Source organism: Thioalkalivibrio sp. ALJ4 (genome assembly GCF_000377225.1).
Lineage (GTDB): Bacteria > Pseudomonadota > Gammaproteobacteria > Ectothiorhodospirales > Ectothiorhodospiraceae > Thioalkalivibrio.
In genome coordinates this window covers 182,224-202,179 of record NZ_KB897918.1, presented here as the reverse complement: position 1 = coordinate 202,179, position 19,956 = coordinate 182,224, and the positions used below count along the sequence as shown (strand labels likewise).

Sequence of the window (19,956 nt, the reverse complement as noted above, 5' to 3'; positions counted from 1 at the left end):
CGGCAATGACCCTACTGCGGCATCAGCGGACCACCGGAGGCCACGATGATGGTGACCAGCCCGATCAGGGTGTTGATACCCACCAGCCGGCGGATCTGGCCCAGACGGCGCAGGCCTTCCGCGGTGTCACTGGCCGCGATCGCCTGGCGCATACGGCGGTACGGGGCGAATACCACATGGGCGAAGATCGCCATCATGATGAGGCCCAGCGCCAGCATCGTGTGCACACTGGGATGCACGCTGTCCATGCCGCCAAACACCAGGAAGATCATGTGGAAGCCGGTGATCAGCAGCGCCACGACCGCCGCCCACACCCAGGGAAAGAAGCGCTGGAACACCTCTTCCCACAGGCGCAGCCGCGCCATGTCGTCGAGCTGCCGTCCCGCCGTCGGCCGCAGGAACATCCAGGCGAAGAACATCCCGCCAACCCAGATCACGACCGCCAGCACGTGCACCACGGTGGCCAGTGCATACCCTTCCATATTCCGCTCCTTGTCCGTTTCGGATGATTCCGTGGCGCAGTGTAGCCGGGCACAGCGGACTCTGCCGACCCCTGTCTCGCCAGTCACCATCCGGCGCTGCCCTCGCGGACTCTTGCAGCGGCGACGTCCCAAGACGACGATCGACCAATGATCGCCGCGATCCTGAGCGCTACGCTGGAACTCGCCCTGACGGCCGCCCCGTGGCTGCTGCTGGGCCTGGCCGCGGCCGGACTGGTCAAGGCCTTCCTGCCAGAGGCGGCGCTGCAGCGCTGGCTGGGCGGCACGGGTCTGGCACCGACCGCCCGCGCCGCCATTGCCGGGGCACCCTTGCCGCTTTGCTCCTGCGGGGCGATCCCGACCGCCCTGGCACTGCACCGGGGCGGCGCCGGACGGGGCCCGACCACGGCGTTCCTGATCGGTACCCCGGGCGTGGGCGTCGACTCGGTGGCGATCAGCTATGCCCTGCTCGGCCCCCTGATGACCGTCGCCCGGGTCGCCGGCGCCGTGGTGACGGCCATCGCCACGGGCCTGCTGGTCGGGCGCACGCGCGCTCCCGCGGCGCATGCGGACAATACGCAGACGTCACAAGACTGCTGCACCGCGGCTTCCTGCGATGGAGGGGGCTCACCATCCGCCACGGCGCCGGGCCCATGGACGCGCCTGCTGGAGGGCCAGCGCTACGCATTCGGCGACGTGCTGGATGACATCCGTCTCTGGCTGGTGATCGGACTGTTCGTTGCCGGGGCGCTGCTGGCCCTGGTGCCACCGGCCGCACTGGCGGAATATGGCAGCGGGCTGCCGGCAATGCTGCTGCTCGCCGTGATCGGCATCCCGATGTACCTGTGTGCGACCGCGGCCACCCCCATCGCGGTCGCCCTGCTGGCGGCTGGAGTTTCTCCTGGCGCCGTGCTGGTGTTCCTGCTGGCCGCCCCGATCACCAGCCTGGCGACCCTGGGGGTGTTCCGGCGGGAACTCGGCAACGCGGCCCTGAGTCTTTATCTATTGGGTATCGGCGCCAGCACCGTGGCGCTCGGGCTGGCACTGGATGCCGGACTGGGCATGAGCGGGTTGAGCCCCGCGATCACCCCGGGCAAGGCCACCGAATGGATACCGCCCACCGTCGAATGGGTGGCGCTGGCCGTGCTGGTGGTGCTCGCCCTGCATCCGCTACGCTGGCGCCTGCCTGCCCATGCCTAAGGAGCCGTGATGTCCAACCGTTCAATCGGGCTCGATGACCGCCTTCAGGCCTATGTACTGGATCGCTCGCTGCGCGAGTCCAGCCTGCTTGCGGAGCTGCGCGCCGAGACCGCGGGGCTGCCGGAGCACAACATGCAGATCGCCCCCGAACAGGGACAGTTCATGGCCCTGCTGGCGCGCCTGGTCGGGGCCCGGCGCTACCTGGAAGTCGGCACCTTTACCGGCTACAGCGCGCTGGCGGTGGGGCAAGCCCTCCCCGACGACGGCGAGGTGGTCTGCCTGGATCACAGCGAGACCTGGACCGCGATCGCCAGGCGCTACTGGGACCGGGCCGGTCTGGCCGCGCGCATGGACCTGCGCCTGGGCGATGCGCGCGCCAGCCTGCGCCAGCTGGAGGCTGAAGGACAGAGCGATCGCTTCGATCTTGCGTTCATCGACGCCGACAAGACCGGTTACCCGGAGTACTTCGAGGCCTGCCTGCGCCTGGTCCGCCCGGGCGGACTGATCATGGTGGACAACACCCTCTGGCATGGCCAGGTGGCGGACCGGCACTGCGATGACGAGGACACCCGGGCCATCCGCGACTTCAACCAGGCGCTGCATCGCGACGAGCGCATCGACCTCTCGCTGGTGCCGATCGGCGACGGCCTGTCCCTGGCGCGTCGCCGCTGATCGTCAGGCCGCGCGCGAATCAGGCGATCAGCGACAAAGCCCGTCGCCAGACAACCCCCGGCGACAGATCACGCGCCGCTCCACCCCGGTCACCGCCCAGCCATCGTCGCGTTCACGAAGTGTCAGCCGGTATTCATGGTCGCGCACGGCGTCATCGCGCAGGTTCTTGACGAAGACCTCGGCCCGCTCGCGGCGCTGATGGTGGATCTCCAGACTGGAGTAGTCCGTACCCAGGCCCTCGCGCCAGCCGCTGGCCTCCACCCAGTCCATCACCGCGCCCCCCGGCGTGGCGGCCGGTTCGAGCTCCGGGATCTCGAGCGTCTTGCGCTCGGTCGGCTGCGGCTGGAACACGTCCGTCGCTCGCTTTTGCTCAGAAGGGAATGGCGCACAACCCGCCAGCAGCCCGCCCAGCAGAAGCGCCCCGATTAGTCGTCTGTCTATCATGGCTGGTACCCCATCACGTGTCTCGCGTCGCAAATCCATCATCCACTGCAACAAATTCCACCGCACGAACGTCTTATCATCACATGACCACAAGCCCATTCCCACGGGGGATACGATGATGGACCACATCCGCACGACAGGACTCGCCCTGGTGGCCGCGGCCGCGCTGGCACTCAGTGCGCCGCTCGTGCTGGCCGAGGAGCAGGCCGCCGAGGACGAAACCGCAACCGAAATGGAAGAGCTGCGCGACGACTGGGCGCAGACCCGCGAAGAAATCCAGGCCGATGCCGAACGCGACGACGAAGCAACCCGCTCGCGCACCCGCGAAACCCTGGATGCAATGGACCAGCAGCTCACCACCCTGCGCGAACGCACGCGCGAGGGCTGGGATGACCTGAGCGATGCCACCCGCGAGCGCCGAGAACGGGCCTACGACGGACTGGTACGCGAACGCGACAACCTGGCCGAATGGTCCGCCGAGACCCGCGAACGTTCCTCCGGTGCCTGGCAGGGTGTGCGCGAAGGCGCCCGCGATGCCTGGGGTGGCGTTCGCGATGGCTCGCGCAAGGCCTGGGGCTCCGTTCGTGATGCCGTCCGCGGGGATCGCCCGCCGGCCGAGCAAGGCGAACCGGGCACGCAGGAAAATCCCGCGGACCCGGACGACCCGGCGATGCAGACGAATTGAACCAACGGACGGACTGAAATGGTACTCGTCACAATGAGGGTTGAATGAAGCCAAGCCGACACGGACGCCGGCCCGTCATGTTCCTTCCGGCCCTGGCCGCGCTGCTCGCCGGCGCGGTCCTGGTCGGTTGCGACGGTCTGCCAGGCCTGGACGCGACCCCGGAACACCACCAGCGCGACTGGGACAACGAGACCCTGCAATACGGCGAACGGCTGTACATGCAGAACTGCGCGGTATGCCACGGCGAGAATCGCGAGGGCGCGGAGAACTGGCGCCAGCGCGACGCGGACGGCTACATGCCGCCCCCGCCCCTGGATGGCAGCGCCCACACCTGGCACCACCCCTACTGGCAGCTCAAGGACATGATCCGCTACGGCGCCGAAGCGCGCGGCGGGGCCATGCCCAGTTTCGAGGACACCCTGTCCTACGACGACGTAGAAGCGATTATCGCCTTCATACAGGCGCAGTGGCCCGACGAGATCTTCGAGGCATGGATCCGCTACGACCAGAACCACCCGACCCAGGAGGCCTGGGAGGAAGAGATGGGCGAGCCCTGGGTCACTCACGTATCCGATCCGCGCAACCCTTCGACCGGGCACGAACATCACTAAACAGTGCTCAACCGGGACCTCACGCAAGCCACACCGCCCCCAGGAATTACGCTCACTCGGGAATAGCCGCTAGCGCCACGGCGTCTGCCGAGATAGCAAGCCTCAAACGGGTTATGATCCGCCGCGTTCACACCCAGGGTATGGAAGACCGGGGAAGCCCATGCATGACGCAGCCAGTGGTCGCCGCGAACACGGAAACCACCAATGAATCGCCGCCGTAGCGACGTCCTCCCGGACGAGGAGCGCGCGCGCCTCGAGGGCCTGATTCGCGAGGAACGCGAGGCCCGACGACATGCAGAATCCCTGGCCGACACCCGCCTGCAGGACCTCTACGCGAAGCAGCAGCAGATCGAACTGCTCAACACGATTGCCTTCGCAGCCAATCAGTCCGACTCCATCGCCGAAGTCCTGCGCACGGCCCTGAATGCCATCGGGGAGTTTCTCGACTGGCCGGTCGGCCATGCCTACCTTGCGCGCAAGAGTTCAGATGGCGAACTGGAGCTGGGCCCGACGGGCATCTGGCACCTGCGGACACTCGACCCGGTCGAGGCCTTTCGTGAATGTACGGAAGACACGATCTTCCGTTCCGGCCAGGGCCTGCCCGGCCGCGTTCTCGAACAGCGTGCCCCGGTGTGGATCGAGCACCTGGATCAGGACCCCCATTTCCCCCGGCGCGCGGCAGCGGCCTTGAGCGGCCTGCGCTCGGGCTTCGCCTTCCCGGTCATGGTCGGGCACGAGGTCGCCTGCGTACTGGAATTTTTCGCCGCCGAGACCACTCCCGAGCAGCCGGAGGTACTGGCCCTGCTGGCACAGGCCGGTGTGCAACTGGGGCGCGTGGTCGAGCGCAACCGCCACGCCGAACGGCTGATCCACCACGCCTCCCATGATCCGCTGACGGGCCTGCCGAACCGGCGGCTCTTTCACGACCGCCTGGAGCACGCGATCGCGCGCTATGCGCGCGAGCCGGAGTCACTGTTCGCCGTGCTGTTCGTCGATCTCGACCGCTTCAAGCTCGTCAACGACAGCCTCGGCCACACGGCCGGCGACGAACTGCTGGCCCAGGTCGGCCAGCGTCTGCTGACGACGCTACGCCAGAACGACACGGTTTCTCGTCCCGGCGTTGACCACAATGCGCGACCGGACGACACCCTCGCCCGACTGGGCGGTGACGAATTCACGATCCTGCTGGAGGGCCTGCACGAACCGGTGGATGCGCTGCGCGTCGCCGAGCGCCTGCAGGCCGTCCTGCACGAGCCCTTCGCGGTCGCCGGCCAGACGGTGTATGTCACGGTCAGTATCGGCATCGCCACGCGCCCCTATGGCCAGGCCTGCCCAGTCGCCAGTGCCGATCAGGACGGCCCGAGCTGTGCCGAGGATCTGATGCGCGAGGCGGATATGGCGATGTATCGCGCCAAATCGCTCGGCAAGGCCCGCTGCGAGTTCTGCGACCCGGGCATGCAGACGCAGGCGCTCGAGAGCCTGCGTCTGGAGACCAGCCTGCGCGAGTCGGTGGAGCGCAATGCCTTTGTCGTGCATTACCAGCCGATCATGTCCCTGGCGGACAATCGCATTACCGGGTTCGAGGCCCTGGTGCGCTGGGAACGGGAAGGCGAACTCCTGCCCCCGGATCGCTTCATCCCGATCGCGGAGGATGCCGGGCTGGTCCACCTGATCGACATGCAGGTGCTGTACACCGCGTGCTGCCAGCTACAGACCTGGAATGCACAACGCAGCGGCCCGCCGCTGACGATCAGCACCAACCTCTCCGCGCGGCAGCTCACCCGCCCCGAGCTGGTGGACGAGGTCGCCACGATCCTGTGCGGTACCGACACCCCGCCGGAACAACTGCGCCTGGAGATCACCGAGACCGCAACGCTGGGCAACCTCGAAGAACTGATCGCCACCCTGAAGGGACTGAAGGCCCTCGGCGTCAGTCTGGCGATGGATGACTTCGGCACGGGCTACTCGTCGCTCAGTTATCTTCACCGCCTGCCGCTGGATATCCTGAAGATCGATCGCGCCTTCGTGGCCGGGCTGGACCGCGACGAATACAGCCAGCGCCTGGTGCAGACCGTGATCAACATGGCGCGCAACCTCGGCCTGGAGGCGGTCGCCGAGGGCGTCGAGAGCAATACCCACGCGGCCACCTTGCGCGCACTGGGGTGCACCCGAGCCCAAGGGTACTACTACTCCCGCCCCGTACCCGCCGACCGGGCCGGCGACCTCCTGGTTGCCGATCAGCTCCCGCTGGTCACCACCTGAGCCCAGCGGCCGGCCTGGAGGCTACACCGCCGTCGGGGCAATTCCTCGACGGCGGGCCAGCACCTGGCGCACCACCAGTTTCTCCAGCTCCACGATCACGAACACCGCAAGGCCGAAGGCCAGGATGCGCAGCCAGTCGCCCAGGCCGATCGTGGTCGTGCCGAACAGGGTGTGCATCACCGGGGCATAGGTGAAGGCCAGTTGAAGCAGGATCAGGACCCCAATCGCGATCCACATGCTGTGCGAGCGAAACAGCTCGAATCCCGGCAGCACCGGCTGGTGGATCAGGCGCAGATTCAGGAGATAAAAGGCCTGCCCGGCCACCAGGGTATTGATCGCAATGGTACGCGCCAGCTCCTCGTTTACGCCGACCACCGTCTCCATGTAGACGAAATGTCCGAAGGTCCCGAGCCACAGCAGGACCGCAACAAACGGGATGCGCCACAACAGGAACCCGGACAGGAGCGGCTGATCCGGGGCACGCGGCGGACGCTGCATCACCCCCGGCTCGGCACGTTCGAAGGCCAGCGCCATCGCCAGGGTCACCGAGGTCACCATGTTCACCCACAGTACCTGCACCGGTGTCAGCGGCAGGGCCAGCCCCATCAGGATCGCCATCATGATAGTCAGCGACTGCCCGGCGTTGGTCGGCAGCATGTGCAGGATGGCCTTGCGGATGTTGTCGTAGACCGTGCGCCCCTCCTCGACCGCGTGGGCGATCGAGGCGAAGTTGTCGTCCGCGAGCACCATCTCCGACGCCTCCTTGGCGGCCTCCGTGCCCTTGCCGCCCATCGCGACGCCGACATCCGCGCGCTTGAGTGCCGGGGCGTCGTTCACCCCGTCCCCGGTCATGGCAACGATCCGACCGCGGCCCTGCAGGGCCCGCACCAGACGCAGCTTGTGCTCGGGCGAGGTGCGTGCGAACACATCGGTGGCCTCGGCCATCTGCGCCAGGCGCTCGTCGTCTACATCATCCAGCTCGTGCCCCGCGTGCGCCTCGGCATCGCGCCCCAGCCCCAGCTGCTCGCCGATGGCCCGCGCGGTCGCCAGATGATCGCCGGTGATCATCTTCACGCGAATGCCCGCCTCCCGGCACTCGGCCACGGCCTGGATCGCCTCGTCCCGCGGCGGATCGATAATCCCCACCAGGGCGAGCAGGGCGAACCCGCCCTGCTCGACATGATCGAAATTCAGTTCGCGCTGATCAGGCTCCACCTCGCGGGTCGCAATGGCCAGCAGGCGCTGGCCGCGAGCCGCGATGGCTTCCAGCGACTGGTGCCAGGCTTCGCGGTCAAGGTCATTGGTATCCTCACCCGCACGCACCCGGTCGCACAGCTCCAGCACCCGCTCCGGGGCCCCCTTCAGAAAGATCTGCGCATGCCCGTCGTGATCATGGTGCAGGGTCGCCATGTAGCGATGATCGGACTCGAACGGGATCACATCGGCACGCGGAAGCCGCTCCGCCTCCAGGTGCGGGTCGAGCCCCGCCTTGCGCGCGGCCACCACCAGCGCCCCCTCGGTCGGGTCGCCCTCCATCACCCACTCGCCCTCGCGTTCGAACACCTGGGCGTCGTTGCACAAAAGGCCCGCGCGCAGCACCTCCAGCAGCGCCGGCTGCTCGTCGGCCTCCACTTCCTGCTGGCCCACGGAGAAATGCCCGTGCGGGGCATAGCCCACGCCGGAGACGCCGTACTCTTCGCCCGCCGTGCACACGGTCTGCACCGTCATCTCGTTGCGGGTCAGCGTGCCGGTCTTGTCGGAGCAGATCGTGGAGACCGAGCCCAGCGTCTCCACCGCCGGCAGGCGACGGATGATGGCATTGCGCCGCGCCATCTTCTGCACGCCGATCGCCAGGGCGATGGTCATGATCGCCGGCAGACCCTCGGGGATGGAGGAGACCGCCAGACTGGCCGCTGCCAGGAACATCTCGTCCAGCGGGTAACTGCGCACCCAGTAGCCAAAGGCGAACGTCGCAGCGGAGATAACCACGACGACGCCGGCCAGCCAGCGGCCGAACTGCTCCATCTGGCGTACCAGCGGCGTCTGCAGGCTTTCGACCTCGCCCAGCATCGAAGATATGCGACCGATCTCGGTGTGCTCGCCGGTGGCCACCACCACGCCGTGCCCGCGCCCGAAGGCGACCAGCGTGCCGGAAAAGGCCATGCCGGTGCGGTCCCCCAGGTCCGCCTCGCGGTCCACGGCTTCGGGGGATTTTTCCACCGCGACCGACTCCCCGGTCAGCACCGCCTCCTCGACCCGCAGGTTCTTGACCTCGAGCAGGCGCAGGTCCGCCGGCACACGGTCGCCCGCCTGCAGATAGACGATATCGCCCGGGACCAGCTCCTCGGCCGGAATCTCGCGCCGGTGCCCATCGCGCAGGGCCAGCGCGTGCGGCGAGAGCATCTTGCGGATCGCATCCAGCGCCTTTTCCGCCTTGCCCTCCTGGACAAAGCCGATCAGCGTGTTGATCAGGACCACGGCCAGGATCACGCCGGTGTCGACCCAGTGACCGAGCAGGGCCGTACCGGCCGCCGCGGCCAGCAGGATGTAGATCAGGATGTTGTGGAAGTGGCGAAAGAAACGCCGGATCAGGCCCGCCTGCTCCGGCGGGCGCAGCTGGTTCCTGCCGTACTGGTCCAGGCGTTCCCGGGCCGCGTCAGTGGACAGCCCCTCGCGGCGACTGTCGCGCTCGCTCAGGGCGGCATCGGGATCAAGAGCATGCCAGGCGATGGTCTCGTCCCTGGGGGACTGCGCGTTTTGCGATTCGTCCATTCGGTATCGGTGCCGAGAGATGAAGCCCCATCCTCGAACAAGACCCCGCGACCGGCAAGCCTCGGCGGGCAGGGCGCGGGGCCTGATTCAGCCCCGCCGTTCAGCCGATGGTCGGCTAGCCTGTGGCCGGCTAGAAATGCACGCCCAGCTTGGCCATCACCCGCAGATTGTCGACGTCCTCGCGACCGCGGCCGCTACGGAAGCGATCACTCTCCGTGAACTGATAGCGGGCCTCGACGCCAAGAAACATATTGTTGTCCATGGTGTACTTCAGGCTGCCGCCGAACTGAGCCGCCCACAGGCCGTTGGTGTCATCACCCAATTCCGCACGCACATAGCCCAGGCCGGGACCGAAACCCAGCTCAAGGTTCGGTGCGGTCTCGAACATCCAGTGGGTATTCAGCTCGGTGCTGGTCATGCGCAGCGGGCTCTCGGAGTATCGGGAAACGCTCAGCTGGTGGCGCAGGACACCGGTGCGCGGCTGGAGCAGCTGGCAATTTGCACCCAGCTCGATGCCATAGCCCCAGTCCGTCGAGGCCCCCGACGCGTCCGGCGAGACCGAGCCGAGCATGACGGCGATACTGGGTTCCATGCCCACGCGTTCCTGCGCCTGGACCGTCGTTCCGGCCAGCGCAAGAGAACCAGCGGCCAACATAGCAAGGGACGTACGTAGCTTGAGCATGGGACACCTCCAGTGAGTCATTGACGGGGACCTGAAGCCCCGCTGGCGCGTCGTGCCGCCACCGCCAGCAGGAACTTCAGCACCTCCTGATATTAGTTGATCCCCGAGTCCATAGAAACCGGGGCGGGCCACCAGGGAACGGAATTTTTTCGCCGCCCGATGCATCGAAGGGTGCGGAGCGTGTCTTTGAATCAGGCAGAAGTTGCCCACCACGGGAACATCTGGATATTCCCTCGCTCTAATCCAGCGATCCGTCCGGCATGCTTCAACCATGCCTCGGGTCAAATTAAGCGCTAAAAAATTCATATGATCTACGGAGGTCACTCCATGTCCGATCAACCGAACGCGAACCGCCGAGCCTTTCTCCGCCGCGCCTCCATGGCTGTGGCAGCCGTCCCGCTCGCAAGTCTGACCACCTTCGGCGTTGCCTATGCCAAGCCGAAGGCCGAAGACGGTCACGCCCATGACTACGTGAACGATGCGTCCGACGCATCCGGCCACGACGCCTACGAAGACGGTGCCGTGTGCGACAACTGCGCCTTCTGGGCGGGCGAAGAGGACAACGGCTGGGGTGGCTGCCACCACCAGGCCTTCCAGGACGTCCTGGTCAACGCCGACGGCTGGTGCGATGCCCATGTCCGTGGCGGCTGATCACCACACCGCCTGACGGCACCTGCGAACACCGCCTCCGGGCGGTGTTCACGTTTATAGCCTCCGCAATTGAACGGTACGACTTGCGGACTGGGTCACAAACCGGTCACGCTTACGCCGCAGCGCCTCAAATTTTTGGCCTTCTGGACGTTATCGGACGATGAACCGCCCGTTTAAGGAGCTCCGCGTGCCCCACTCCCGTTCGAGCGCCTGCCCCGGCCCCGAGCAACATCGTTCTCCAATCAGAGCCCACCTCTAGCCAGTGGGCCTGGACACCACGCCACTGACGCTGCTGTACGCGCTCAACGGGCTCGCGTTCTTCACCCTCGGCATCGTGGCGCTGATGCTGCCGCGCCGCGAACGGTTTGTACCTTTCGCCGCTCATGTCGGGTGGCTGGTGCCGTTCGGTCTTCTGCACGGGACCTATGGTTTCCTCAACGCGATCGGCCTGCATCACGAACTGGGCATAGTGTCCGATCGCTGGTTCATGGCCACCTGGCTCGCGATCTCCTATCTGCCCCTGCTGGAGTTCGGTCGGCGCGCGCTGCTCGATATCCGCCCCGGCCTGCACCTGCCAGCCTGGGGGATATACGGGGGTCTCGCTATCGGCCTGAGCACAATGCTCCTGGTCGTCGTTGAGCCGGCAACGGGCCTCGCCAATGGCGCCCGCTACCTGATCGGATTCCCCGGCGCGCTCCTCACAGGGCTCGCGTTCCTGCTGCACGTTCGCCCCCCGGAGGCGCAGCCGGAGATGCAGCGGCATATCCCGGCGCTGGGGATCGCAGCCTTCGCGTTCCTGGCCTATGCCGCGTTTCTGCCTTTCCCGGCACAGGTTGATTTCGGCCTCCCCCCATGGCTGCCCACGCAGGGCGATTTCCTGGCCGCAACCGGGGTCCCGATCCAGTCACTGCGCACCGGTGCCGCGATGCTCTTCACCCTGGCGCTGATCAGCCTCGCACGCAGTCTCGGCGCGCAGCACAGCGACGACCTGCTACGGGTGCTGGACACGGTCAATGGCTTTGTCTACCGCTGCCGCAACAACCCGCAGTGGGACGTGATCTTCGTCGACGGTGGGGTGCATGAGCTGACCGGCTACGAGGCCCGCGACTTCTATCGTGGCGACATCACCTTCGCCGCCTGGGTCCACCCGGACGATACCGACTATACCTGGGAGGGCGTGCAGGAAGGGCTCAAGCGAGACGGCAGTTATCAGATCCAGTATCGAGCGGTAAACCGGGACGGATCTTTGCGCTGGGTCTTCGAACGCGGGACCGGCGTGTACGACGCACACGGGCGGCTCATCTATCTTCAGGGTCACGTGATCGACGCCCACGAGCTGGTCACCACCTCCCACGAACTCGAACGCCGCAGCGAGGAGCTCGAGGCCTTTCGCAGCACGCTGGACCTGACGCTGGATGGCGTCTTCCTGTTCGACGTGGACAGCCTGCAGTTCATCTATGTCAACCAGGGCGCAATGGACCAGACCGGGCGTACTCGCGACGAGCTCTTGCAACTGCACCCTTACGACATCAAACCGGAGTTCCCCGAGACCCGTTTCCGCAGCATGCTGGAACCCCTGCGGCGAGGGGAGCGCGACCAGTTGCTGTTCGAGACCACGCACCAGCACATCGCCGGCCATCTGATCCCCGTACACATCTCCCTGCAGCTGGTCGCCCCCCGGGGTGAACGCCCGCGCTATGTCGCCATCGTGCACGACATCAGCCAGCGCAGGCGCAATGAAGAAGCACTTCTGGAGGCACTGGAAAGCCTGGAGACCTCGCGCGACGAGCAGGCCCGGCTGCTGGAACTTACGCGGCGCGAGCAGGGACGCATGGCCTCGCTGCTGTCGGCCATGAGCATCGGCATCCTGTTCGAGGATCGCGAGGGGTACATCGAGTACGTGAACCCGGCATTTCGCCGCATGTGGGCGATCGCCGACGAAATCGACCTGGTCGGCCAGCCCTCACGTGCCGTGCTGGAACATTCCACTCACCGCTTTGCCCGGCCCGACCATGCCTCGAGGCACGTGCTGCACGTCCTCGACACCCACGAGATCAGCGAACGCTTCGAGGTGGATCTCTACGACGGCCGGATCCTCACGCAGCTGTCCTATCCGGTACACGATGCCGACGAGCGCTCTATTGGTCGGCTGTGGCTGTACGAGGACGTCACCCACGAGCGCCAGACCGCCCAGCAGCTGGTCTATCTGGCCGAGCACGACCCGCTCACGGGCCTGTACAACCGCCACCGCTTCCAGCGCCAGCTGGAGCATGCGATCCACAACGCCCGCCGCCGCGAGACCCAGCTCGCGTTGATCTACTTCGACCTCGATGAGTTCAAGACCATCAACGACACCTTCGGCCACCGCGCCGGGGACACGGTCCTGGTACGCGCGGCGGGCGAGATCGCAAGCCTCGTACGCGAGGAGGAGATCTTTGCCCGCCTTGGCGGCGACGAGTTCGCGATCCTGGTCGACCAGGCATCCGAACGGGAACCTGAAGGGCTAGCTGAACGCGTGGCCCGCGCGATCTCCGCGATTCCGTTCCGCTTCCGCGGCCAAAACTACCGCCTGACCGCGAGCATCGGGATCGCGCGCTACCCCGAGCACGGTGACAATGTCGAAGACCTGGTGGCGCATGCCGATGCCGCGATGTACCAGGCCAAGGACTCGGGCAAAAACACCTGGGCGGTATTCGACGCCAGCCGCAACACCGCCGAACGCATGCTCGAGCGAATGAGCTGGAGCCAGCGCATTGGCAACGCGCTGGAGGGCGGGCAGTTCGAGCTGCATTTCCAGGGGATCTACCAGTTGGACAGCGGGGCGCTCAATCACATGGAGGCCCTGGTCCGCATGCGCGACCCACTGGCGTCCGACGAGGTCGTGATGCCAGGGCAGTTCATCCCTGTGGCCGAGAAGACCGGGCAGATCCTCGATATCGACCGCTGGGTGATCCGCGAGAGCATCGCGCACCTGGCCGGCCACCCTGAACTCCCGGGGATCGCGATCAACATCTCCGGTCGCAGCTTCGACGAACCCGGGCTGCCGCAATACATCACCAACGAGCTGAGCCAGCAGGGTGTCAATCCCCGGCGGCTGATCATCGAACTGACCGAAACGGCAGCCGTCTCCGAGATGCAGGACGCCCAGCGCTTCATCGAAGCGTTGCAGCAGGCCGGCTGCCTCGTCTGCCTGGACGATTTTGGCTCCGGCTTCTCCACCTTTGCCTACCTCAAGTACCTGGGCGTACAGGTGCTCAAAATCGACGGCATGTTCGTGCGGGATCTGCCGAACAACCGCGACAACCAGGCATTCATCCGCGCGATGGTCGACGTCGCTCGCGGACTGGAAAAATGGACCGTGGCCGAGTGCGTCGAAGACGGCGACACCCTTGCGATGCTGGCCGACCTGGGGGTCGACATGGTCCAGGGCTACCATCTGAATCGCCCCTCGCCGGACTTCCCGCCGGACCGGGCCCCGTAGGTGTGCAGCCCGCGGCACCCCGCATCCTGCTACTGTCCGCCTACCGTGCGGACAGCCATGCCGCCTGGGCCGACTGGCTGACCCGGCAATTCCCCGAGTTCGACTGGGATCGCCGGGAATTACCGGGGCGCCACTTCCGCTGGCGCATACGGGGCAACCCGCTCTCCTGGCTCCGCAGCCTCGGCGACGCCCAACCCGACGCCATGGTTGCGACCTCCATGGTCGATCTCGCCACACTGCGCGGCCTGCACCCGGCACTCGCGCAATCACCTGCGCTGTACTACTTCCACGAAAACCAGTTCGCCTACCCGACCAGCCCCGGCCAGAACCCCTCGGTGGATCCGCAGATGGTCCAGCTCTACGGCGCCCTGGCGGCCGACCGCATCGCGTTCAACTCGCACTACAACCGCGATACCTTTCTCGACGGCGTCGACCGCCTGCTTGCACGTATGCCAGACAAGGTACCCCCGGGTCTGCGCACGACGCTCGACGAGCGCAGCGAGATCCTGCCCGTTCCGATCCAGGCCATCACCACCACCGACCACGCAGAGCGCGACCCGAACCTGATTTTGTGGAATCACCGCTGGGAGTACGACAAGGCCCCGGACGACTTCGCGGAAGCCTTGCTGCAACTGGCCCGTGAGGGAATCGATTTCCGACTGGCCCTGCTCGGCCCTCGGCCCGCCAGGATTCCGGACGCCCTCACACGACTCCGCACGCATCTGGCTGACCGCATCATCGTGGACGCCAAGTGCTCGCGCGAGGAATACGAATACTGGCTGTGCCGGGCGGGGATCGTGGTCAGCACTGCCCGCCACGAGTTCCAGGGTCTTTCGCTGCTGGAGGCCACCCGCGCGGGCATACTGCCACTGGTGCCGGATGCCCTGGTATACCCCGAGCAATACCCGGCCACCTGCCGTTACCCCGCCGGTGATACCCAAGCACTGGCCACGCGTCTCGGCGCATGGCTGACCGGCGCGCGACCGCCCGTCCCCGATATCGGCCAGTGGCACAGCAAGAGGGTGGAACCGCAATGGCGGCGTCAGATCGAAGAACTGCTGGAGACCCGGCGAGGCGCCGCCTGAGGGAAACGCTGAACGGGGCCGCTCAGGGAAGGAAGTCGCCGCGATCGAGGAAGTGCAGGGTCTCGCGGGCCACCGTGGCATCGAACAGCATCCCCGTATGCGAGATCGGCAGTGTCAGGTGGCGCGTGACATCCGGGCCGCGTGTCTCGTCGACGGCGACGAAGCCATCATGCGGGGGCGGCATCTGCGCGAACAGCGGTGCCGGACCCAGTGGGCGGCTGCCGGCGATCATCCCGATTTCGCGTCCGCGCAAGACAGGGCTGCCCCCCAGCAGACCGCGGTCCAGCGCGGCCCCCAACCACCAGCGGCCGAGCCGGTTGCGCGCCAGACGCGCGGCCACCCGGCTGCCCGCCAGCGGCGAGCCCAGCATCACGATCCGACCGGGGCGCTGGACCGGGGCCACGGTGAACAGATGGCGGACGATGATGCCGCCGAGGCTGTGGGCCACAAGGTGCACCAGGTCGCCGGGCACTGCCTCAATGAAGGCGGCCAGGGCGCGCGCCGCCTGTTCCGGGGTCTGGCGGCGCGAGGCATAGTGGAAGCGATGGACCTCCAGCCCGGCCGCACGCAGCCGGCGTTCCAGCAGCGCCAGCTCCAGGCCCGGCATATGCCAGCCATGGACCGTAACAACGCTGGCGCGCATGCCGGCCATGGTGAACGACCGGCCCGTTGCCTACCCGGCCTGTTGTGTGGCGCTGGCGCGCAGACGGATGCCCAGCTCGCGCAGCTGCTTCTCGCCGACCGGCGCCGGGGCGTCGGTCAGCAGGCAGGCGGCCGTCTGGGTCTTGGGGAAGGCCATTACGTCGCGAATGGAGTGGGCGCCGCTCATCAGCATCACCAAGCGGTCCAGGCCAAAGGCCAGGCCGCCGTGCGGCGGGGCACCGAACTCCAGCGCATCCAGCAGGAAGCCGAACTTCTCGCGCGCCTCGTCCTCGCCGATGCCCAGGGCCTCAAACGCGGCCTGCTGCATCTCGGGGTTGTGGATACGGATGGAGCCACCGCCCACCTCGGTGCCGTTGAGCACCATGTCGTAGGCACGGGACAGGGCCTCGCGCGGGTTATTGCGCAGCGCGTCCGGGCTGTCCACCGCCGGGGCGGTGAACGGGTGATGCAGGGCGTACAGGCGCTTGTCCTCGTCGTCGTACTCGAACATCGGGAAGTCGACCACCCACAGCGGCTGCCAGCCCGCCTCGACCAGCTCGAGGTCGTGGCCGAGCTTCACACGCAGCGCGCCGATCGCCTCGTTGACCACCGAGGCCTTGTCCGCACCGAAGAAGATCAGGTCGCCGGCGGCGGCCGCGGTCTTCTCCAGGATCTGGCGGGTCACATCCTCCGGCAGGAATTTCAGGATCGGCGACTGCAGCCCGCCCGCGAGGTCCGCCGGGTCGTTGACCTTGATGTAGGCCAGGCCCTTCGCGCCGTAGCGACCGACGTACTCGGTGTAGACGTCAATCTCCTTGCGCGTCAGTTTCGCCCCGCCCGGCACGCGCAGCGCGGCCACGCGGCCCTCGGGGTCGTTCGCCGGGCCGTTGAACACCTTGAACTCCACCGCCTGCATCACCTCGGTCAGCTCGGTGAACTCCAGCGGGATGCGCAGATCGGGCTTGTCCGACCCGAAGCGGGCCATCGCCTCGGCGTAGGCCATGCGCGGGAACGGATCGGGCAACTCGACACCCTGCACCTCGCGGAACAGGTGGCGGATCAGGCCCTCGGTCACGTCCATCACGTCGGCCTCGTCGACAAAGGCCATCTCCATATCCAGCTGGGTGAACTCCGGCTGGCGATCGGCGCGCAGGTCCTCGTCGCGGAAGCAGCGGGTGATCTGGTAGTAGCGGTCCATGCCGGACATCATCAGCAGCTGCTTGAACAGCTGCGGCGACTGCGGCAGGGCAAAGAAGCTGCCCGGATGCGTACGGCTGGGCACCAGGTAGTCGCGTGCGCCCTCCGGCGTGGCCTTGGTCAGCATCGGGGTTTCGAGGTCGAGGAAGTCGCGCTCCTCGAGGAAGCGGCGCATGGCCGCGGAGACCTTCGCACGCAGGCGCAGGCGCTCCTGCATAACCGGGCGGCGCAGGTCCACGTAGCGATAGCGCAGGCGGGTGTCCTCGCCGACGTCCTCGTCGTCCAGCGGGAACGGCGGGGTCTTCGCGGCGTTCAGGACCTCGAGCTCCAGACCCAGGATCTCCACCGCGCCGGTGGACAGGTCGGGGTTCTCGGTGCCCTCGGGGCGGCGGCGCACGCGGCCGGTCATGCGGATCACGAACTCGCTACGCAGCTGCTCGGCGCGGGCGAAGACGTCCTCGCGGTCGGGGTCGAACACCACCTGCACCCGCCCCGTGTGGTCGCGCAGGTCGACGAATATCACGCCCCCGTGGTCACGCCGGCGATTCACCCAGCCGCAAAGGGTCACCTCCGAGTCGAGTTCGTTCTCGGTGACACGTCCACACAGATGAGTTCGCATTACGCTGTTCCAGCCGAAGGGCACGCCCGAAAGGGCCTGCACGGTTAGTCGGGAAAACGGGGCAAACGTCGCGCCTGCGCCCGCGAAAAGGCCGGAAATCTTACGATTTGCCCTGCTCTCGCGCAACCGGAGCCGGGGCCTCGGACGGGCTCGACAGCGGCGTGACCACGCCCATGGACATCACGAACTTGAGCCCGTCCTCCACCGTCATGTCGAGCTCGACCGCCTCGTCGCGCGGAACCAGCAGCACAAAGCCGGAGGTCGGGTTGGGGGTGGTGGGGACGAACACGGTAATCACCTCGCGCTCGGTACGCTCCTGCACCTCGCCGTAACCAACGCCGGTCATGAAACCGACCGACCACAGCCCGCGACGCGGGTACTCGATCATCACGACCTTGCGAAAGGCCTGGCCACCATCGGTCAGCACCGTCTCGGTGACCTTCTTCACCGCCCCGTAGATCGAGCTGACCAGCGGGATGCGGTGCACGATGGATTCGCCCACCGAGACCAGCTTGCGCCCGACAATATTGGCCACGATCACGCCGGTGACGAACACAACCACGATCGCGACCACGATCCCGGCACCGGGGATCGAAAAGCCAAGCAAGGCCTCCGGCCGCCAGGCCGGCGGCAGGAGGAGAATGGTGAAGTCCAGCAGATCGACCAGCAGCTTGATAACGAAGCCGGTGACGATCAGCGGCAGCCAGACCAGCAGCCCTGCAATCAGGTAGCGGCGCAGGGAGACCAGCATCGATCAGGTTCCGGTCGCTGCCGCTTTCGAGGTCGCCGTGGAATCGCCCTTGCCGGAACCGCTGCCAGCACCACCGCCATCCTTCAGATTGCGCTTGCCGTCTTTCTTGAAGTCAGTCTCGTACCAGCCGCCCCCCGCCAGGCGAAAGCCGGCAGCGGAGACCTGCTTGGTCAGGGCCTCGGCGCCACATTCGGGACAGGTGGTGGCCGGCGGATCGGAGATCTTCTGCAGGATCTCGGAAATCTCGCCACAGTCCTTGCACTGATACTCGTAAATGGGCATGCGTGTATTCCTCAGGCTTCGCGTCCGCGACAACGGCCGCAACAAAACGGTTCGAGGCGTATTATGCGGGCGTTTCCCGGGAATAAAAGGCTTTCCCCGGTGGCAATCCGTGTTTGCGCCGCGAGGCCGCAGCGCCGATCATTCGCCCCATACCCGAACGTACTGCCCGCAAGGACCCGTCATGGCCGAAAAGATCGTGATCATGCTGCTGAACCTGGACCTGGACCGCCCCGGCACGCTGGGGGCCCCGTTCTTCCAGGCGACCGTCGCCGCCGCGATGGATCTGGAAGTCGAGATGTACTTCGCCGCCGGCACCACGCGCCTGTTGCGCCAGGGCGTGGCGGACAAGATCTACCCCGGCGAGGCGAAGGAGAAATCGGTCTACAGCTTCATGCAGGATGCCCACGAGGCCGGCTGCCGCTTCTACGCCTGCGCCGGCGCAATGGACGAAAACGGCCTGACCCTGGACAACGCGATCCCCGAACTGGACGGCATGCGCGGCGGGGGCGCCTTTATCGGCGAGGTGGTCGAGGACGACGTGGCCACCCTGACCTACTGAGCCGGGCCCGGTGAGCGAATCCCGGCCCCGTGCCGTCCTGATTACCGGCTGCTCCAGCGGGATCGGACTGCACGCCGCCCGTGCGCTGGGCGAGCGCGGCTACCGCGTGTTCCCGACCGCCCGTCGCGGCGAGGATGTTGCGCGCCTGAAGAAGGAGGGCTTCGAGGCCCTGCAGCTGGATCTGGACGACTCCGCCAGCATCCACAGCGCGGTCACCGAGATCCTGCACCGCACCGACGGGCATCTCTACGGCCTGTTCAACAACGGCGCCTATGGCCAGCCCGGCGCGGTGGAGGACCTCTCGCGCGCCACCCTGCGCGCCCAGCTCGAGACCAACGTACTCGGCTGGCTGGAGCTGACCAATGCGGTACTGCCCGCGATGCGCCGTGCCGGGGAGGGACGGATCATCCAGAACTCCTCGGTGCTGGGCTTTGCCGCCCTGCGCCTGCGCGGGGCCTATGTGACGTCCAAGTTCGCGATCGAGGGCATGAGCGACACCCTGCGCCAGGAGCTGCACGGCACGGGCATCCATGTGAGCCTGGTCGAGCCCGGCCCGATCCGCAGTGCCTTCCGCGCCAACGCCCTGAAGGCCTTCCGCCGCCACATCCACCGCGAGCACAGCCCTTGGGCCGAGACCTACCGCGCGGCCGAGGCGCGCATGGCCAATGCCGAGTCCGATGCCCCGTTCACCCTCGGCCCGGAGGCCGTCACCCGCTGCGTGATGCATGCCCTGGAGGCCCGCCGCCCGCGGGTGCGCTACCGCATCACCTTCCCGACCAAGTTGTTCGCCTTCCTGAAGTGGCTGCTGCCGGCGCGCGCGATGGACGCCGTGCTGCGCGGGGTATCGCGCGGGGAGAACCGCTGATGCGCGCGCGGCCAGGG

General features: G+C 66.9%; 18 protein-coding genes. 10 read left to right on the top strand and 8 right to left on the bottom strand.

Annotation, left to right across the window (positions count from 1 at the left end; genetic code table 11):
- Nucleotides 1–11 precede the first annotated feature (11 nt).
- The gene (locus C936_RS0107150; protein WP_018174622.1) at nt 12–482 is read right to left on the bottom strand and encodes a CopD family protein; all 471 of its coding nucleotides are present in this window, start codon (nt 480–482) and stop codon (nt 12–14) included.
- A 147-nt stretch (nt 483–629) separates the two neighbouring features.
- Here C936_RS0107150 and C936_RS15120 point away from each other — a divergent pair, with 147 nt between their 5' ends.
- Nucleotides 630–1,679, top strand: a complete 1,050-nt coding sequence (locus C936_RS15120; RefSeq protein ID WP_018174621.1) for an SO_0444 family Cu/Zn efflux transporter — start codon at nt 630–632, stop codon at nt 1,677–1,679.
- Nucleotides 1,680–1,688: 9 nt separating this feature from the next.
- Nucleotides 1,689–2,351, top strand: coding sequence for an O-methyltransferase (locus C936_RS15115; RefSeq protein ID WP_018174620.1), 663 nt, complete (start codon nt 1,689–1,691; stop codon nt 2,349–2,351).
- Nucleotides 2,352–2,378: 27 nt separating this feature from the next.
- Here C936_RS15115 and C936_RS14260 read toward each other — a convergent pair whose 3' ends face one another.
- Entirely contained in the window at nt 2,379–2,702 is a 324-nt protein-coding gene (locus tag C936_RS14260) for a hypothetical protein (protein WP_018138564.1), read from the bottom strand.
- A gap of 208 nt (nt 2,703–2,910) precedes the next feature.
- Here C936_RS14260 and C936_RS0107130 point away from each other — a divergent pair, with 208 nt between their 5' ends.
- From C936_RS0107130 to C936_RS0107120, 3 genes are all read left to right on the top strand, one after another.
- Nucleotides 2,911–3,480 (top strand): hypothetical protein, encoded by a 570-nt coding sequence (locus C936_RS0107130; RefSeq protein ID WP_018138565.1) that lies wholly within the window; start codon nt 2,911–2,913, stop codon nt 3,478–3,480.
- A 77-nt stretch (nt 3,481–3,557) separates the two neighbouring features.
- A complete protein-coding gene (locus C936_RS0107125) occupies nt 3,558–4,091 on the top strand; it encodes a cytochrome c (protein WP_018138566.1) in 534 nt (177 codons plus the stop codon).
- Nucleotides 4,092–4,295: 204 nt separating this feature from the next.
- Nucleotides 4,296–6,353 (top strand): bifunctional diguanylate cyclase/phosphodiesterase, encoded by a 2,058-nt coding sequence (locus C936_RS0107120; protein WP_018174619.1) that lies wholly within the window; start codon nt 4,296–4,298, stop codon nt 6,351–6,353.
- Between the two features lie 21 nt (nt 6,354–6,374).
- Here the strand turns inward: C936_RS0107120 and C936_RS0107115 are convergent, their stop codons facing one another.
- Nucleotides 6,375–9,125, bottom strand: coding sequence for a cation-transporting P-type ATPase (locus tag C936_RS0107115; protein WP_018174618.1), 2,751 nt, complete (start codon nt 9,123–9,125; stop codon nt 6,375–6,377).
- Nucleotides 9,126–9,255: 130 nt separating this feature from the next.
- Nucleotides 9,256–9,807 (bottom strand): outer membrane beta-barrel protein, encoded by a 552-nt coding sequence (locus C936_RS0107110; RefSeq protein WP_038038639.1) that lies wholly within the window; start codon nt 9,805–9,807, stop codon nt 9,256–9,258.
- A gap of 327 nt (nt 9,808–10,134) precedes the next feature.
- Here C936_RS0107110 and C936_RS0107105 point away from each other — a divergent pair, with 327 nt between their 5' ends.
- The 3 genes from C936_RS0107105 to C936_RS0107095 all read left to right on the top strand — a co-directional run bounded on the left by C936_RS0107105 (nt 10,135) and on the right by C936_RS0107095 (nt 15,024).
- Entirely contained in the window at nt 10,135–10,458 is a 324-nt protein-coding gene (locus C936_RS0107105; RefSeq protein WP_018138570.1) for a high-potential iron-sulfur protein, read from the top strand.
- A 262-nt stretch (nt 10,459–10,720) separates the two neighbouring features.
- Nucleotides 10,721–13,939 (top strand): EAL domain-containing protein, encoded by a 3,219-nt coding sequence (locus C936_RS0107100; protein WP_018174616.1) that lies wholly within the window; start codon nt 10,721–10,723, stop codon nt 13,937–13,939.
- A gap of 2 nt (nt 13,940–13,941) precedes the next feature.
- A complete protein-coding gene (locus C936_RS0107095) occupies nt 13,942–15,024 on the top strand; it encodes a DUF3524 domain-containing protein (protein ID WP_018174615.1) in 1,083 nt (360 codons plus the stop codon).
- 22 nt (nt 15,025–15,046) lie between these two features.
- Here C936_RS0107095 and C936_RS0107090 read toward each other — a convergent pair whose 3' ends face one another.
- The 4 genes from C936_RS0107090 to C936_RS0107075 all read right to left on the bottom strand — a co-directional run bounded on the left by C936_RS0107090 (nt 15,047) and on the right by C936_RS0107075 (nt 18,515).
- Complete coding sequence (locus tag C936_RS0107090) at nt 15,047–15,676, bottom strand: triacylglycerol lipase (RefSeq protein WP_018174614.1); 630 nt, start codon at nt 15,674–15,676, stop codon at nt 15,047–15,049.
- A 21-nt stretch (nt 15,677–15,697) separates the two neighbouring features.
- The gene (aspS, locus tag C936_RS0107085; protein WP_018174613.1) at nt 15,698–17,482 is read right to left on the bottom strand and encodes an aspartate--tRNA ligase; all 1,785 of its coding nucleotides are present in this window, start codon (nt 17,480–17,482) and stop codon (nt 15,698–15,700) included.
- 100 nt (nt 17,483–17,582) lie between these two features.
- The gene (locus tag C936_RS0107080; protein WP_018138575.1) at nt 17,583–18,233 is read right to left on the bottom strand and encodes a DUF502 domain-containing protein; all 651 of its coding nucleotides are present in this window, start codon (nt 18,231–18,233) and stop codon (nt 17,583–17,585) included.
- A 3-nt stretch (nt 18,234–18,236) separates the two neighbouring features.
- Nucleotides 18,237–18,515: an FmdB family zinc ribbon protein gene (locus C936_RS0107075; protein ID WP_018138576.1), complete on the bottom strand. Its 279-nt coding sequence runs from the start codon at nt 18,513–18,515 to the stop codon at nt 18,237–18,239.
- Between the two features lie 181 nt (nt 18,516–18,696).
- Here C936_RS0107075 and C936_RS0107070 point away from each other — a divergent pair, with 181 nt between their 5' ends.
- Together C936_RS0107070 and C936_RS0107065 are read left to right on the top strand one after the other, a co-directional pair.
- A complete protein-coding gene (locus tag C936_RS0107070) occupies nt 18,697–19,074 on the top strand; it encodes a DsrE family protein (protein WP_018138577.1) in 378 nt (125 codons plus the stop codon).
- 10 nt (nt 19,075–19,084) lie between these two features.
- Nucleotides 19,085–19,939, top strand: coding sequence for an SDR family NAD(P)-dependent oxidoreductase (locus C936_RS0107065; protein WP_018174612.1), 855 nt, complete (start codon nt 19,085–19,087; stop codon nt 19,937–19,939).
- Nucleotides 19,940–19,956 lie beyond the last annotated feature (17 nt).